This is a genomic window from Pseudomonas sp. GW821-FHT07F01 (genome assembly GCF_059418825.1).
The window spans coordinates 848,929-862,970 of record NZ_JBWKQO010000001.1; the positions used below are offsets into that span (position 1 = coordinate 848,929).

Below are 14,042 nucleotides of genomic sequence, written 5' to 3' on the forward strand. Positions count from 1 at the left end.
GTTAGGGAATGGTCGGCCGGAGCTAAGTAATCGTAGGTATTTACTATTGGCTGATGCCCGGTATATTCGCTGGCACGGGTTTACGACCGCCATGAGGGCACGTCGTCTGGACAAGGATGTTGCATGAGAAAGTCACGTTTGCGAACCATTTTTTCGGCTGCGTTTCTCTATGCCGGAATAAGCACAACGGCGGGTGCCGCAGAGCCTGCCATGTACCTCTACAACTGGTTCGGGCTGCTCGCACCAGAGACTCCAAAGGAGTTCGAACAGGCCACCGGCACCCGTATCCACATGGATGCCTTCGACAGCGCCGATATCATGCAGAGCAAGGTCATGGCCGGGCGCACGGGGTATGACGTGGTGGTGGCGACCTCCAATGTACTGCCCAGCCTGATCCAGGCCGGAGTCCTGCAGCCACTTGATTCAGGTCAACTAAGTAACCTGTCCCATGTCGATCCCGCCATCCTGGCGCAACTGGCGGTCAATGACCCTGGCAATCGCTACGCCGTGCCCTACTTGTGGGGCACCACCGGCATTGGTTATGACGTGGATAAAGTCAAGGCAGCCCTGGGTGACAATGCCCCGGTCAATAGTTGGGACCTGATCTTCAAGGAAGAGAACATCAGCAAGCTGCAGTCTTGTGGTGTGGCCATGCTCGATTCTCCCAGCGAGATCATCTCGATTGCCTTGAATTACCTCGGGCTGCCCAGCAACAGCAAGAACCCGGATGATTACCAGAAGGCGCAAGCGCTGCTGTTGAAGATTCGCCCCTATATCCTTTATTTCGACTCCTCCAGAATCGACACCGACTTGGCGGGCGGCAACATCTGTGTCGTTGTGGGCTGGGCCAATGGCGCCCTGGCTGCGCAGGCCGCCAATGAAAGTGCCAATACCGGGCGCAGGATCAACTACAGCCTTCCTCGTGAAGGTGCGCTGGTCTGGTCGGAAAACCTGGTGCTGTTGAAAGATGCCCCTCACCCCAAGGAAGGGCTGGCCTTCATCAACTATATGTTGCGCCCGGAAGTGATTGCCAAGACCTCGAATCACACGCTTTATCCTAATGGCAATAAAGATGCCACCGAGTTTGTCGAGCAGAAGTTGCGCGATAACCCCTGGATTTATCCAGACAAGCAAACCATCGCCACATTGGTTCCACTTGAGCCGCTGCCTTTGAAACTGGAAAGAATCCGCACTCGGGTCTGGACCAAGGTGAAGAGCAGTATCTGATCTGAGTTGACTCTTCGCTTGCTGCTTCATGCACATCTTCATTGTGTGTGAGCGCATTGTTCAAACACTCGGAGACATGTACGCGTCTTGTGCAAGATGAACTTTTGCGCAAGGCGCTGCACGACCGTGCCCATTCAACAGGTTATGCAATAAGAGAACAGTGGATGTTAAGCCCAGCCAATGCACCCCGGTTCAGCCTGACAATCGACGGTTTTGCGCACGACTTCAAGGTGCGCGCGTTCACCGGAGAAGAGGCGATCAGCAAGCCTTATTTCTTCAATGTGGAGTGTGTGAGCGAGCGACCGGATCTGGATCTACAATGCCTCTTCGATGTGCCGGCTTTTCTGGCATTCGACACTTGGGGCAATGGCATTCATGGGCGCATCTATCACATTGCGCGAGGCCCGGACGCTCAAGGCTTGACGCACTACAACCTGGCCCTGGTGCCGCACCTGTCCTACTTGCGTCACCGTATCAACAAGAGGATCTATCAGCAGTTCTCGGTGCCCGCTATCGTCGCCCTGGTCCTGGAGGAGCATGGGATTCTGGGGGATGCCTACCGCTTTGAGCTCGGGGCGAGTTACCCCGAGCGTGACTGCTGCACCCAGTACGATGAAACCGATCTGCATTTTATTCAGCGCCTGTGCGAGGAAGAGGGAATTCACTTCCACTTCCAGCACAGCGCTCAAGGCCACGTGCTGGTTTTTGGCGATCAGCAGGCAGTATTCCCCCCGATCGGGCCGACCACGGCTTTTGCCCCCGGGCACGATGGGCTCGCCACCCTGTTACCGGTCGGTCACGGCACGCCGACAAGCCTGCGTGCCAGGGAGTCGCGCCAGGTTGAAGGGCAAGGTACGCAGAGCGGGCTGCTCAGTGGTCATGTCCTGGAAACCTCGGGCCAGGGCAGCGACCTCTGGCTACTGACTCAGGTCATTCATGAGGGCAAGCAACCACAGGTTGCGGGTGAGAGCGTCGCCAATGTCAACACTGACAACCAGGTTCAACTGCGCCAGGGTTATCGCAACCGTTTCACCGCGCTTGCGTTGGACCTTTGCTATCGCCCGCCTTTGGCTCATGAGAAGCCTCTGGCGCCAGGCAACCAGACGGCGCTGGTCATCGCCCTGGAAGACCAGGCGAACTCACGTGGTCAGCGCTTCGAAAGGGTCAAGGTCAAGTTTCCCTGGGACCGCGAAGGTCGGTTCGACGACAAGAGCAGTTGTTGGCTGGCCGGTACTGCCAATTGGCGTTGTGAAGTGACGCCGCTGCGACCCGGTGTGGAGGTCAAAGTCGCATTTCTTGAAAACGACCCCGATCAACCGCTGATCAGCGGTTGCCTGTGTTGCGGCTGATACGCCATTGCCCTGAACGCGCATCAAGCCGCCAGGGAGAAGGTCCGGACCGCGCTCGATAGTGAATCGTCGGTTGCCATCATTGGACTGATCCCAGGCCTCGGTCCTGACGCCAGGGCTTTCTCATGAGTGTCTGGCCGCGTAGGTCTGGCCCGTCAGCAGCATGACGCCTTCTTTTGAGCAGACGCGGGTGATGCTGTTGATCACGACTTCAAGGCCGCTGGAATGCGGGAACAGCGAAAACAGCAACTCGAAATACAGGTAGTCCTGGACCAGGCGCGCCGCCAGATCGGGATGGTCCTTCAACAGCGTCCTGAAGCTTGGGTAGCCCAGCTCTGCAAGTTCCTGGATGTCGACAAAACCCTGGTCGATATCGTCGATTTTGCATTCGGCGGCAAAGGTGTCCGCGCAGTCAAGAAAGCGTTGCGGCAGATCGCCGTGGTGGATGCGCAGTTCATAGGGCGTTACCGGGATCGTCAGTGCCTCGCCGAAGCCCAGGCTGCGATAGCCGACGGTTCGTGGGTCGATGATTTGATCGGCGGAGGTGAACTTCATGATGGGCTTCCGGGGTGCTCGGGGGGTGAAGGACTGTCGCTATCTTCGAGCGTGCGCGCTTGGGGTTTAACGGTTGCGACGTAATAAAGGATATAGCCCGAATACACCAGCGAGCCTGCTGCCACTTCTTGGTCGAAGCACTGCTTTAGTTCATCCTCATCCGTAAAACCGTATTCCACGAGCCTGTTCTCGGCAAAACCGGCCAGCCTCGATAGGGTTACGCCGTCGATTTCGCCCTGCTCGCCAAAGTCAAAGCTCACCGTTGCCGTTGGCAGGTGAACGGCGCAGCCATAGCCGTGCTTGAAGTAGCGAATACCGCCAGCCAGTTCTCCTTGATCCGGGATATCGGTTCCCACCCAATCGGCGTTGCTGGCAGGGAGGGGAATGGCGGATTGTTGCATCAGTTCGACAGCCATGCGGATGCTGGCTTGGTAGTCGGAAACAAGATGGGCGAGGTGCGGGTTCATGGGAATTGGCATCGTGGGCAAGGGGGCAGAAGATTTCAGAGATTGCGGTGCGATACAAGCGGCGAGTGTGCTGGATGCGCGCCAGTGCGTTGATATCGGTATATTCGCCCGGACAAATTTCGGAGCCGAAAACATGGGGTTTTCCACCACTGTCTGGGAATGGTACGGGCAGGATGAGTACAAGCGGGTGTTGGCGGTGGGCGAGGCGCAGTTGCGCCCCTTTCTGGAGGAACTGATGGTGGATTGTGGACGTGCGGTGCGTGGCGTGAAGTCTTGACCCAAGTATTGGCCAGAGGCTGTTAACGAATGCGGCAACCTGTGATGGAGTGGACAGAAACGGATGTTTGACGAGCTGATATTTACCGGTGAAACGCCTGCAAAAGAGGGTGCCTATGTCGGTGGTGGGGCCTGCCTGCCCACAGAGCTGGCTTGGCCCTGTTCGCCTGATGGAGTACCGCTGACACACCTGATGGCCTTTCCTGGACATTGGTTTTCAGAGGCCCTGATCGACAGGAGTTATTGGGTTTCGGTTTTTGTGCCGTACTTGCCGGGCGAAGTCGGCCACTATCGAAAGTTGCGTGCCATCCAGGGGCGCTCGCAAGCGGTTGTCATGGGCTATGTTCGAGCCGGTTCCGAGCGGAATGAGGCTGTTCAGCCGATTTCAGATCCCGGGGCGGTACGGCTGGGGGTGAACCGCGACGTGGACGATGACGAGAACCTGGCCTCGAAGCTGGATGGCGTGGACGCTTGGCTGCAGGCGCCTGTTTCAGCGGAGGCAGGGCGCAGAAGGGTATCCATTTATGGGGGCGATCTGGATAGAGCGCTGCCTGCGTACAAAGGCGTGCTTTCGGATGGCATGGGGTATCTGTTTCTGGATGAGGATTTTTCAGAGCGGATAGGCGCGGGGATTGGTCGGTTCTTTTTGCAGTTGGGGTAGGGGAGATGGCGCTATCGAAAGCAACGGCCAGGCCAACGATTTTCGCTGAAAGGGCGTTTGACTGCGTGAACGGGCGCTGCTCGAACAATGCCAGTTGAGATGCTTCTAGATCGACGGAGAGGGCCAATGCTCTATCCCTTGGTCGGGGCCTGACCTAAGTATCTGTGGCCCTTGGCGGCTAACCGTTTGGACTCACCTGTGTCGATGCTTTGTCGTTTGGGCTGACCGCTTTCGGTCAGAAGTTGCCTGTCGTGATGAGCGCCTGTTGTTGACCGAGGTAAGCATTGACGTAAAATCGCCGCCCCAAAAAATCAGCTTGCATAGCGAGAAGGAGCTTCGATGCAACGGGTGATGATTGTTGGTCAACCTGGATCAGGCAAAAGCACTTTGGCGCGTGAGCTTGGTCAGCGCACGGGCTTGCCGGTCGTTCATATCGACACTATCCACTGGCAGCCAGGGTGGATCGAACGAAGCCCGGACGAGAAGACGCGGCTTTGTCTCGATGTAGAGGCTCGAGATCGCTGGATATTCGAAGGTGGCCATTCAGCCACTTGGGACAACCGGGTGGCCCGTGCCGATCTTTTGATATGGATTGATCGTTCGGCGACGCTTCGATTCTTGCGCGTACTGCGCAGAACGCTGCTCCAACGCGGTCAGTCTCGGCCCGACTTGCCGGAGAACTGCCCCGAGCTGCTGGCGAACCTGCCGGAGTTTTTTAGATTCATGTGGCGGACGAAAAAATCAGCGCGAGAAAAAATGCAGCAACTTGTAGCAACAGCGCCATCAGCTTGCCGCGTGGTTTGTCTGCGGTCTAATCGGGATATCGGCATTTTTCTCGCGAGTATGGGAAGTGCGACTGTCCAAGCTCTGCAGGATTGATCGACGGTTGACTGACTGCGGAAACTGCCGCTTACGAGCGGCAGCTCCTGGCCGATTGTTGCCTGTCACGATCGGCCGCAATCGATCCATAGCAGACGTTGTCGCGCGTCGAATGCAGAGGGCTCAGCTTCTATATTTCAGCGCCTCCACCAATGCAGAAAAGGCGGGAGACGCTTGTCGCCTGTTCGGGTAATACAAATGGTAACCCTGAAACTTAGGGCACCAGTCGGCCAAGACTTCTTTGAGCCGGCCGTCAGCCAGATAGGGTGCTACCAATTCCTCTGGTACGTAGGCCAAGCCAACGCCATCAACGGCGGCATTGAGTACGTGCATGATGCTGTTGAAAACAAGTTGTCCATCTGCCTTGACGGTAAAAGCCTGGCCATTACTTTCAAATTCCCATGCGTAGATCGCCCCTGATGGTCTGTGTCGGATATTCACGCAGTCATGCCCGGTCAGCTCATGGGGGGTTGTTGGTGCCGGGTTGCGTTCGAAATATTCTGGAGAGCCCACCACAGCCAACCGCCAATCTGGGCCTATGCGAACGGCGATCATGTCTTTGCTGATCGATTCGCCCATGCGAATGCCAGCATCGAATCGTTCCTCGACCACGTTGGTGAATCCATAGTCGACGTAGAACTCCAGTGTGATATCCGGGTAGCTCTTCAGGAAGCTTGCAAGCATTGGCCGAATGCACAACTCAATCTGATCATCAGTACAGGAAATACGAATCGTGCCACTGGGCTTGTCCCGCAGCTCGCCCAGCGCTTCAAGCTCGGCGGTGATCTGATCAAAAAGCGGAGCGATCGAGCGCATCAATCTTTCTCCCGCCTCTGTGGGCGACACATTGCGTGTCGTGCGGGCCAGCAGTCGTATCCCCAGTCTTTGTTCAAGTGCCCGGATCGTATGACTCAGCGCAGAGGGAGTAATGCCCAGTTTAGCGGCGGCTTTCGTAAAGCTTTGATCTCGCGCCACCGCAAGAAAAGCTTGGAGATCGTTGACTTTAGTACTGGCCATTGCTGAGTTTTTCTCAAAACCACATGAAGATTACGCCTACTAATCAAGATATTTCGAATCCGTCAAGCTCTGTCACATATCTGGAACGGAGTACTGATGATGAGCGAGACACCTGTAACCCTCCTCGAAGCTGCAGAAGCCTTGAACTCTCCAGGGCTTGATCGGCGCGCATTCGTAAAGGCCAGCGGCGTCAGCATTGCGGCCCTGGGCGTCCTTTCAGTCGCAGGCGGTGCTGCCTTAGCAACTGACTCGAAAAGCGCTGTGAGCGCGCCGGAAGGCGCCAACAATTTTTACAAAAGTGACAAGGTCACTGTGCAAAAGGTGACCTTCAAGAGCTCATACAGTCTTCAAATTGTGGGCAATCTTGTAACGCCCAAAAATCTGGATAGAAACGCTAAAACGCCTGCAATTGTTTTATGAGAGGTTTTTGAATGACGGCTCAAGTATTCGACACCCCGGCAGGTGAGGCCCTCGGCACGCCGGGGACTGGTGAACTGCCGGCTTACTGGAGTGGCATCTTTGCGATGACACTGTGCGTATTCGCGTTGATTGCCTCGGAGTTCATGCCTGTCAGTTTGCTCACGCCGATTGCATCTGATCTGCAAATCAGTGAAGGACTGGCCGGGTATGGGATCGCCATCTCCGGCGCCTTCGCGGTGCTGACAAGCCTTGCGATTTCCAGGCTAGTGGGTTCAATGGACCGCAAGACGCTGTTGCTTGTACTGACCGGGATTATGTGTGTGTCGGGGCTGGTGGTCGGTCTGGCGCCGAACTATACGGTGTACATGATTGGTCGTGCGCTGATCGGCGTGGTGATCGGTGGATTCTGGTCGATGTCGGCGGCAATGGCCATGCGCCTGGTACCTGCCCATAGCGTGACCAAGGCTCTGGCAATCTTCAACGGCGGCAATGCTTTGGCAACCGTAGTGGCCGCTCCGCTGGGAAGCTATCTGGGGAGTGTCATCGGTTGGCGGGGTGCTTTTTTCTGCCTTATTCCGGTAGCGATTATCGCGTTGATCTGGCAGTGGATCAGCCTGCCAGCCATGGCGCCGGCGCCGCGCAAACCGGGCGCTGGCAATGTCTTCCGATTGTTTAAGAGCCCATTGGTCAGTTTCGGCATGTTGAGTGTGGGCATTTTCTTCATGGGGCAGTTTGTATTGTTCACCTATCTGCGCCCGTTCCTGGAAACCGTCACAGGTGCAGATGTATCCCTGTTGTCGATGGTCCTGCTGGTCATCGGCGTGGCGGGTTTTGTCGGGACCGTTCTGATCGGCACTTTCCTGAAAACCGGAATGTACCGCGTCCTGGTCTGCATTCCACTCTTGATGGCCGCGATTGCACTTTCTTTGATTGTCCTTGGCGGCAAAGTCGTGGCAGCTTTTGTACTGCTTGGGCTGTGGGGCCTGATCGCGACGGCGGCACCTGTGGGGTGGTGGTCGTGGTTGGCCAAGGCGCTGCCCAAGGATGCTGAAGCCGGTGGCGGCTTGATGGTGGCAGTCATTCAGCTATCCATTGCGCTGGGCTCTACCCTCGGTGGGCTGCTGTTCGACGGCAGCGGTTATCGCGTGACATTTCTCGCAAGCTCTGTCTTGCTGGTACTCGCGGCAGTGATGGCCTTTTTCACATCGCGAAACCAGGTTTAATAGAAGGCAGACTGAGTAAGGCAGGCAACTGTCCACAATTTGTAAGATCGGATTTGATCCAACGTCCGCTATTGGCCGTTTTCAACCACTTTTAAAAGACTTCTTTCCCCCTAAAAAACAAATCACCGCCCCCATTTGAAGCGCTCCGCACCGCCCAGCAGCACGATTGCCGCTACGTTGGAGATCTGTTGCAGATTGGCGTCGTCAGCATTCCCCGGCTCTGCGCGGGAGAGGCTTTCCAGCAGTTGAGTCATGGCCAGTAAAGGTGCCGCACCCTTGGCATGTAGCACGTCCAATGGTGCGGTCTTGCTTATGAAACAGAGCCCCCGTCCGGGCGGCGCATTTTCAAGCCTTCCCCAGTACAACAATTCCCTCTCGTAGGAGCCGGCTTGCCGGCGAAGAGGGCGGTCTGGTCGTGCGCGGAATAACGACAGCCCAGCGCTGTTCTGGCGGCTGTCTTCGCCGGCAAGCCGGCTCCTACAACGTTCGCGCGCTTCCCTCGTGAATGAAGCTTTTATGACAAAAGTTCGGTAGCACATGGCCACGCGCGTCTTGGGTATGTAACGCGCTTGAGGGGGCCGCCAGGCCACTTTTTTAAGCCGAGGCGGGACGCCGGGAGTGAGGCTATGGGGACTATGGAACGCTACTCGAAAGTGGGCATGCAGGAGCTGGATCAACGGCTGTCGAAGATCGTCGAGGCGGCGCGCAAGAAGCCGGTGTCGGTCTATCGCTACGGGGCGCCGTGGGTCTGGATCGTGTCCCAGGATGATTGGCAGGGTGCCTTGAAGGAGGTGGCCAGCTATATCCCGCCGGGGCATTCGCTGGTGCTGCTGCGTCCGCAGATCGATGAGTTGCTGGATCAGCACCGCGATCTGCTCCAGGGCCTCAATGCCGAGCCCGGCATGCTGATCGCGCCGCGTACGGTGATGCACATTCTGTTGCTGCAGTTGCTGTATTCGGTGCCCAGTGAGCAGCAGCTGTATGAACAGCTCAGTTACAACCTGTTGTTCCGTTGGTTCGTCGGTCTGGATCTGAACCAGAAGGTCTGGAGCTTCAGTGTCCTGAGTCGCGACATCGCCACGCTGTTGAACAACCCGCGGGCGGTGCAGTTGATCCAGAAAATCATCGGTGAAGTGTTTTGCGGCGCTCTGCTGCAAATGCCCGAGTTCTCGCTGAATTTTGCGCTGTTGCACACCTGGCTGGCGCGCCACGAAAACACCTCGATCAGCAGCAATTGAAGCGGCCAAACGCTGTGCAGACGGCGACGGCAATGCGCGCGTGCGCGCCAATTTTCAGACTTCTAGGGGGCGGTGTGGAGCATCTGGGCAAATCAGGGCGACCGGGTAGTGGCTGGCGCTGGTGGCCGTTGTGCGGTTGGTTGGCACTGGCGGCGCTGGTGCCGGCGGTGCAGGCCGAGGAGGGCGAGCCGGCCCCGGTCGAAGCCTCGGCCGCGGCGCGGTTGGTGGACGTCAATGAGTACTTCGTGCGTGGCAATACGGTGCTCGATGCCCGGGCCATCGAGGAGGCGGTGTATCCCTTCCTTGGCCCGCAGAAGGCCCTGGCCGATATCGAAGGCGCCCGGGATGCGCTGCAGAAGGTCTATCAGGAGCGCGGCTACCAGTCGGTGTTCGTCGAGCTGCCGGAGCAGAAGGTCGAGGACGGTATCGTTTATCTGCAGGTCAGTGAAACCAAGGTCGGTCGGGTGCGGGTGGTGGGGGCCAAGCATTATTCGCCGGTGGAGATCCGCGACCAGGTGCCGGCGCTGAAAGAAGGCGAGGTACCGGACTTTGCCACGGTGCAAAGCCAGCTGGCCGGGCTCAATCGCGGCGCCGGGCGCCAGGTCATGCCGCTGGTGCGTGAAGGCCAGCGCCCGGGGACCATGGACGTGGACCTGCAAGTGGAAGACCAGAACCCCTGGCACGCCAGTGTCGGCCTGAACAACGACTACAGCGCCGACACCGAGAAGCTGCGCACGGTGGTCAATGTCGGCTACGACAACCTCTGGCAGTTGGGCCACAGCATTTCCCTGACCTATTTCACCGCGCCCCAGGACACCGACAACGCCAAGGTCTGGTCCGGTTCCTACACCGCGCCGCTGAGCGATCGCTGGGCCCTGCAGTTCTCCGGTTACCAGTCCGACAGCAACATCGCCACCATCGGTGGCAGCAACGTGCTGGGCAAGGGCCATTCCTACGGGGTGTCGGCGATCTACACCTTGCCCGCCGCGGGCAACTGGGCCAACTCGCTGTCGGTGGGTGTGGATTTCAAGGACTTCGAGGAAGAGATGCGCTTTGGCCGCAGCAGCGACCAGATTCCGCTGAAGTACGCCCCCATGACCTTTGGCTACAACGGCTACCGCTACAGCGAGAAAGCCCAGCTGGGCCTGGGCCTGAACCTGATCGTCGGCACCCGGCGCTTCTTCGGCTACGGCAGCGACGCCGAGGAGTTTCACTACAAGCGCGACGAGGCCAGCGCCAGCTTCTCGGTGCTCAAGGGCGACCTGAATTTCACCTACACCTTCGCCAACGACTGGCAGTCGGCGTCCAAGGCGGCGTTCCAGCTGGCCTCGGGGCCGCTGGTGTCCAACGAGCAGTATTCCGCCGGCGGCGCCACCTCGGTGCGCGGCTACCTGGCCGCCGAGCGCACCGGGGACGAGGGCTACCTGTTTTCCCAGGAGCTGCGCACGCCGTCTTTGGCCAAGTTCCTCGGCAGCTACGTGCAGGAGTGGCGCTTCTATGCCTTTGCCGAAGGCGCGCACCTGTCGCTGCACGACCCGCTGCCCGAGCAGGAGGACGAATACAGCCTGGCCAGTGTCGGCCTGGGCACCCGCGCCAGTTTGAGCAAGTGGCTGTCCGGCAGCCTGGACTGGGGCTACCCGCTCAAGGACGGCCCCAACACCCAGAAATACGACCCGCGCCTGCACTTCAGCGTGCAAGCGACGTTCTGACTTTTTACGGAGACCCTTCACATGCAACGCTTATTCCTGAGCCTGTTGATCTGCCTGGGCTTCGTGCTCCCGGCCACGGCCCATGCCTGGTGGCAGGACGACTGGCATTACCGCAAGCAGATCAGCGTGGACACCACCCCGCAAGGCGCGCCCATCAACGAGGCCCTGGGCCGCACCGCGCTGCTGGTGCGCCTGCACACCGGCAACTTCACCTTCGACGGGGTCAAGGAAGACGGCGCCGACCTGCGCTTTGTCGCCGCCGATGACAAGACCGTGCTCAACCACCAGATCGAAAGCTTCGACCCGCTGATGGGCATGGCGCTGATCTGGGTCGATGTGCCCAAGGTCGAGGGCGGCCAGCGCCAGGACATCTGGATGTACTACGGCAACCAGAAGGCCCCGAGCACGGCCAATGGCCAACTGACCTTCGACCCCAGCTACACCGCGATCTACCACTTCGACGGCAGCAACGGCACGCCGGCCAAAGACACCACCGCCTATGGCAACACCGCGCAGAACGCCACCGGCGCGGCGATTGACGGGGTGATCGGCCGGGCCTTGCAGTTCAGCGGTCAGCCGCTGTTGCTGCCGGCCAGCCCGTCGCTGCAGCACAACGCCGGCGGCGCCTTCACCTTCAGCGCCTGGGTGCGCCTGGACCAGGCCAGCGGCGAACAATTGCTGCTGGCTCGTCGCGAAGGTGTCGGCAGCTTGCTGATCGGCATCAACCAGGGCATGCCCTTCGTCGAAGTGGACGGCCAGCGCGCTGCCTCCACTCAGCCGCTGAACCCGGGGCAGTGGCAGCACCTGGCCCTGAGCGGCGAGGGCAGCCGGCTGGCGCTGTACGTCAACGGCCGCGAGACCGCGAGCCTGGCCCAGGCTATTCCCACCTTCAATTCGCCGTTGGCCATCGGCGCCGACTTGCCAGCGGCCGCCGGGGCCGAGGCCAGTCACTTCCAGCCCTTCACCGGGGCCCTGGACGAGCTGCGCCTGTCCAAGGTGGCGCGTCCGGCGGCGCTGATCCTGGCCGATGCCAGCGCCCAGGGCGCGGAGTCGAAGCTGGTGGCCTATGGCGTCGATGAAGAACAGTCGGGTTTTGGTTTCGGCAGCCTGGGTTTCCTGCTCAAGGCGGTGCCGGTGGATGCCTGGGTGATCATCCTGGTGCTGGTGGGGATGATGATCCAGTCCTGGGTGATCATGCTGCGCAAGAACCGCATGGTCAGTCGGGTCAGCGCTGCCAATGCGCTGTTTCGCGAGCAGTTCGCCAAGGTCGGCACCCGCCTGGAGATGTTTGCCGACGATCAGGTCCTGGCCAGCCGCCTGGAGCATTCCTCGCTGTGGCGCCTGTACCTGGTGGCGGTGAAAGAAATTCGCACCCGGCGCGAGCAGGGCGCCGATACCTCGTCGGTGTCGGCGGCCACCATCGAGGCCATCCGCTGCTCCATGGATGGCGTGCGCACCCGGGAAAACCAGCAGCTGAGTTCCAAGCTCTCGACCCTGTCCAACGCCATTGCCGGCGGCCCCTACATCGGCCTGTTGGGCACGGTGCTGGGGATCATGGTGGTGTTCCTCGGCACCGCCATGGCCGGTGACGTCAACATCAACGCCATCGCCCCGGGCATGGCCGCGGCCCTGCTGGCCACCGCCATGGGCCTGTTCGTCGCGATCCCGGCGCTGTTTGGCTACAACCGCCTGATCACCCGCAACAAGGAAGTCGGCGCCGACATGCGGGTGTTCGTCGACGAGTTCATCACCCGGCTGGCGGAGCTGCATGGCGAGAGCCAGCACAGCGAGAACGCCCACTGGCGGGTCAGCCACAGCAACGCGTCGGTTCCGGCCTGAGGAGAACTGCCATGGCTTCCGTGAATGCCTCCCATGACGACGAAGACGATGCCGCCGTCGACAGCATCAACATCACGCCCCTGGTGGACGTGCTGATGGTGGTGCTGGTGATGTTCATCCTCACCGCCACCGCCCAGGTCTCGGGCATCCAGATCCACTTGCCCAAGGCCAGCGCCTCGGTGTCGCTGTCCGAGGCCAAGACCAAGGCCATTTCGGTGAACGATGGCGGCCAGGTGTTCCTCGACGCCTACCCGGTGACCCTGGGCGAGCTGGAAGAGCGCCTGCGCATCGAGAAAGCGCAGAACCCGGACTTCCCGATCATCGTCCGCGGCGATGCCACGGTGCAGTACCAGAAGGTCATCGAAGTCCTCGACCTGCTGCGCCGCCTGGAGTTGTCCCAGGTCGGCCTGGTCACCGGCAAACCGAGCCAGGGCTGAGCCATGAGCGCACATCAACCGTTCGAGCTGCCGCCGGTACAGAACAAGCCGCGCGCCCTGCGCCTGCTCAAGTGGGGCGCGGGGCTGCTGCTGGGTGCCGTGGCGGCCTGGCTGCTGTGGCAGTGGGCCAATGACATGGCCGGGGTGCGCCGGGAAGCGCCGAAGGTGCCGACCATCATCCCGCTGCCGCCTCCGCCGCCTCCACCCCCACCGCCGCCGGAGAAACCCAAGGAGCCGGAGCCGGTGGAAGAAAAGATCCCGGAGCCCGAACCCACGCCCACCCCCGAGGAGGTCAAGCCGGAGGAGGAAGCACCACCATCGCCGGCGGACGATCTGGCCAACCCGATGCAGATCGATGGCGACGCCCAGTCCGGCAACGACGGCTTCAACGTCGGTGCCGGCAAGGGCGGCGGCATGGCCGGCGCCGGTGGTGGCGGGCTGGGCACCGGCACATACAAGCAGTACCTGGCGGCGACCTTCCAGCGCGCGCTGCGCGAAGACCCGGAGTTGCGCAAGAAAGCCTATGCCTTGCAGGTGGACCTGTGGCTGGGCGCCGACGGGCAGGTGACCCGCGCCGAGCTGGCCGGCTCCAGTGGCAACCCCGAGACCGACCAGCAAGTGCTGGCGGCGCTGCGGGCCACGCCGCGCCTGAAAGAGCGCATGCCGGCCTCCCTGACTTTGCCGGTACGCCTGTCCCTCAAGGGCCGGCGACCGGAATGAGCGAACCCCTATTTGCAGTTTCTAC

General features: G+C 60.0%; 16 protein-coding genes. 12 read left to right on the forward strand and 4 right to left on the reverse strand.

The features are described from left to right. Positions 1 to 123 precede the first annotated feature (123 nt). Together AC07R1_RS03875 and AC07R1_RS03880 are read left to right on the forward strand one after the other, a co-directional pair. Positions 124 to 1,227: an extracellular solute-binding protein gene (locus AC07R1_RS03875; protein ID WP_015635473.1), complete on the forward strand. Its 1,104-nt coding sequence runs from the start codon at positions 124 to 126 to the stop codon at positions 1,225 to 1,227. Between the two features lie 164 nt (positions 1,228 to 1,391). Further along, positions 1,392 to 2,576 carry a contractile injection system protein, VgrG/Pvc8 family gene (locus tag AC07R1_RS03880; protein ID WP_495110280.1) on the forward strand — a complete coding sequence of 395 codons (1,185 nt, stop codon included), beginning with the start codon at positions 1,392 to 1,394 and terminating at the stop codon, positions 2,574 to 2,576. A 123-nt stretch (positions 2,577 to 2,699) separates the two neighbouring features. Here AC07R1_RS03880 and AC07R1_RS03885 read toward each other — a convergent pair whose 3' ends face one another. Then, positions 2,700 to 3,131, reverse strand: a complete 432-nt coding sequence (locus AC07R1_RS03885) for a hypothetical protein (RefSeq protein WP_495110156.1) — start codon at positions 3,129 to 3,131, stop codon at positions 2,700 to 2,702. Continuing rightward, complete coding sequence (locus tag AC07R1_RS03890; RefSeq protein WP_495110157.1) at positions 3,128 to 3,598, reverse strand: DUF6896 domain-containing protein; 471 nt, start codon at positions 3,596 to 3,598, stop codon at positions 3,128 to 3,130. The genes AC07R1_RS03885 and AC07R1_RS03890 overlap by 4 nt, the downstream gene beginning before the upstream one ends. On the opposite strand from AC07R1_RS03890, the gene AC07R1_RS03895 reads away from it, so the two are divergent. The 3 genes from AC07R1_RS03895 to AC07R1_RS03905 all read left to right on the forward strand — a co-directional run bounded on the left by AC07R1_RS03895 (position 3,597) and on the right by AC07R1_RS03905 (position 5,414). Beyond that, a complete protein-coding gene (locus AC07R1_RS03895) occupies positions 3,597 to 3,875 on the forward strand; it encodes a hypothetical protein (RefSeq protein WP_072441992.1) in 279 nt (92 codons plus the stop codon). The two genes, AC07R1_RS03890 and AC07R1_RS03895, sit on opposite strands and share 2 nt — an antisense overlap. A gap of 63 nt (positions 3,876 to 3,938) precedes the next feature. Then, positions 3,939 to 4,535, forward strand: a complete 597-nt coding sequence (locus tag AC07R1_RS03900; RefSeq protein WP_495110158.1) for a hypothetical protein — start codon at positions 3,939 to 3,941, stop codon at positions 4,533 to 4,535. Positions 4,536 to 4,874: 339 nt separating this feature from the next. Then, positions 4,875 to 5,414 carry a P-loop NTPase family protein gene (locus tag AC07R1_RS03905; RefSeq protein ID WP_077934046.1) on the forward strand — a complete coding sequence of 180 codons (540 nt, stop codon included), beginning with the start codon at positions 4,875 to 4,877 and terminating at the stop codon, positions 5,412 to 5,414. Between the two features lie 123 nt (positions 5,415 to 5,537). Here the strand turns inward: AC07R1_RS03905 and AC07R1_RS03910 are convergent, their stop codons facing one another. Further along, positions 5,538 to 6,431, reverse strand: a complete 894-nt coding sequence (locus AC07R1_RS03910; protein WP_495110159.1) for a LysR family transcriptional regulator — start codon at positions 6,429 to 6,431, stop codon at positions 5,538 to 5,540. Between the two features lie 99 nt (positions 6,432 to 6,530). On the opposite strand from AC07R1_RS03910, the gene AC07R1_RS03915 reads away from it, so the two are divergent. Both AC07R1_RS03915 and AC07R1_RS03920 read left to right on the forward strand, forming a co-directional pair. Continuing rightward, positions 6,531 to 6,851, forward strand: coding sequence for a hypothetical protein (locus AC07R1_RS03915; protein ID WP_342403790.1), 321 nt, complete (start codon positions 6,531 to 6,533; stop codon positions 6,849 to 6,851). An 11-nt stretch (positions 6,852 to 6,862) separates the two neighbouring features. Then, complete coding sequence (locus AC07R1_RS03920; RefSeq protein WP_495110160.1) at positions 6,863 to 8,074, forward strand: MFS transporter; 1,212 nt, start codon at positions 6,863 to 6,865, stop codon at positions 8,072 to 8,074. A gap of 122 nt (positions 8,075 to 8,196) precedes the next feature. Here AC07R1_RS03920 and AC07R1_RS03925 read toward each other — a convergent pair whose 3' ends face one another. Then, entirely contained in the window at positions 8,197 to 8,370 is a 174-nt protein-coding gene (locus AC07R1_RS03925; RefSeq protein WP_346624230.1) for a hypothetical protein, read from the reverse strand. A 339-nt stretch (positions 8,371 to 8,709) separates the two neighbouring features. On the opposite strand from AC07R1_RS03925, the gene AC07R1_RS03930 reads away from it, so the two are divergent. The 5 genes from AC07R1_RS03930 to AC07R1_RS03950 all read left to right on the forward strand — a co-directional run bounded on the left by AC07R1_RS03930 (position 8,710) and on the right by AC07R1_RS03950 (position 14,017). Beyond that, the gene (locus AC07R1_RS03930) at positions 8,710 to 9,312 is read left to right on the forward strand and encodes a transposase (RefSeq protein WP_019093945.1); all 603 of its coding nucleotides are present in this window, start codon (positions 8,710 to 8,712) and stop codon (positions 9,310 to 9,312) included. A 74-nt stretch (positions 9,313 to 9,386) separates the two neighbouring features. After that, positions 9,387 to 11,021, forward strand: a complete 1,635-nt coding sequence (locus AC07R1_RS03935; protein WP_375538897.1) for a ShlB/FhaC/HecB family hemolysin secretion/activation protein — start codon at positions 9,387 to 9,389, stop codon at positions 11,019 to 11,021. A gap of 21 nt (positions 11,022 to 11,042) precedes the next feature. After that, positions 11,043 to 12,860: a DUF2341 domain-containing protein gene (locus AC07R1_RS03940; protein WP_495110161.1), complete on the forward strand. Its 1,818-nt coding sequence runs from the start codon at positions 11,043 to 11,045 to the stop codon at positions 12,858 to 12,860. 11 nt (positions 12,861 to 12,871) lie between these two features. Next, positions 12,872 to 13,297 carry an ExbD/TolR family protein gene (locus tag AC07R1_RS03945; RefSeq protein WP_011061113.1) on the forward strand — a complete coding sequence of 142 codons (426 nt, stop codon included), beginning with the start codon at positions 12,872 to 12,874 and terminating at the stop codon, positions 13,295 to 13,297. Between the two features lie 3 nt (positions 13,298 to 13,300). After that, positions 13,301 to 14,017, forward strand: coding sequence for an energy transducer TonB family protein (locus AC07R1_RS03950; RefSeq protein ID WP_011061114.1), 717 nt, complete (start codon positions 13,301 to 13,303; stop codon positions 14,015 to 14,017). The last annotated feature ends 25 nt before the right edge of the window (positions 14,018 to 14,042 follow it).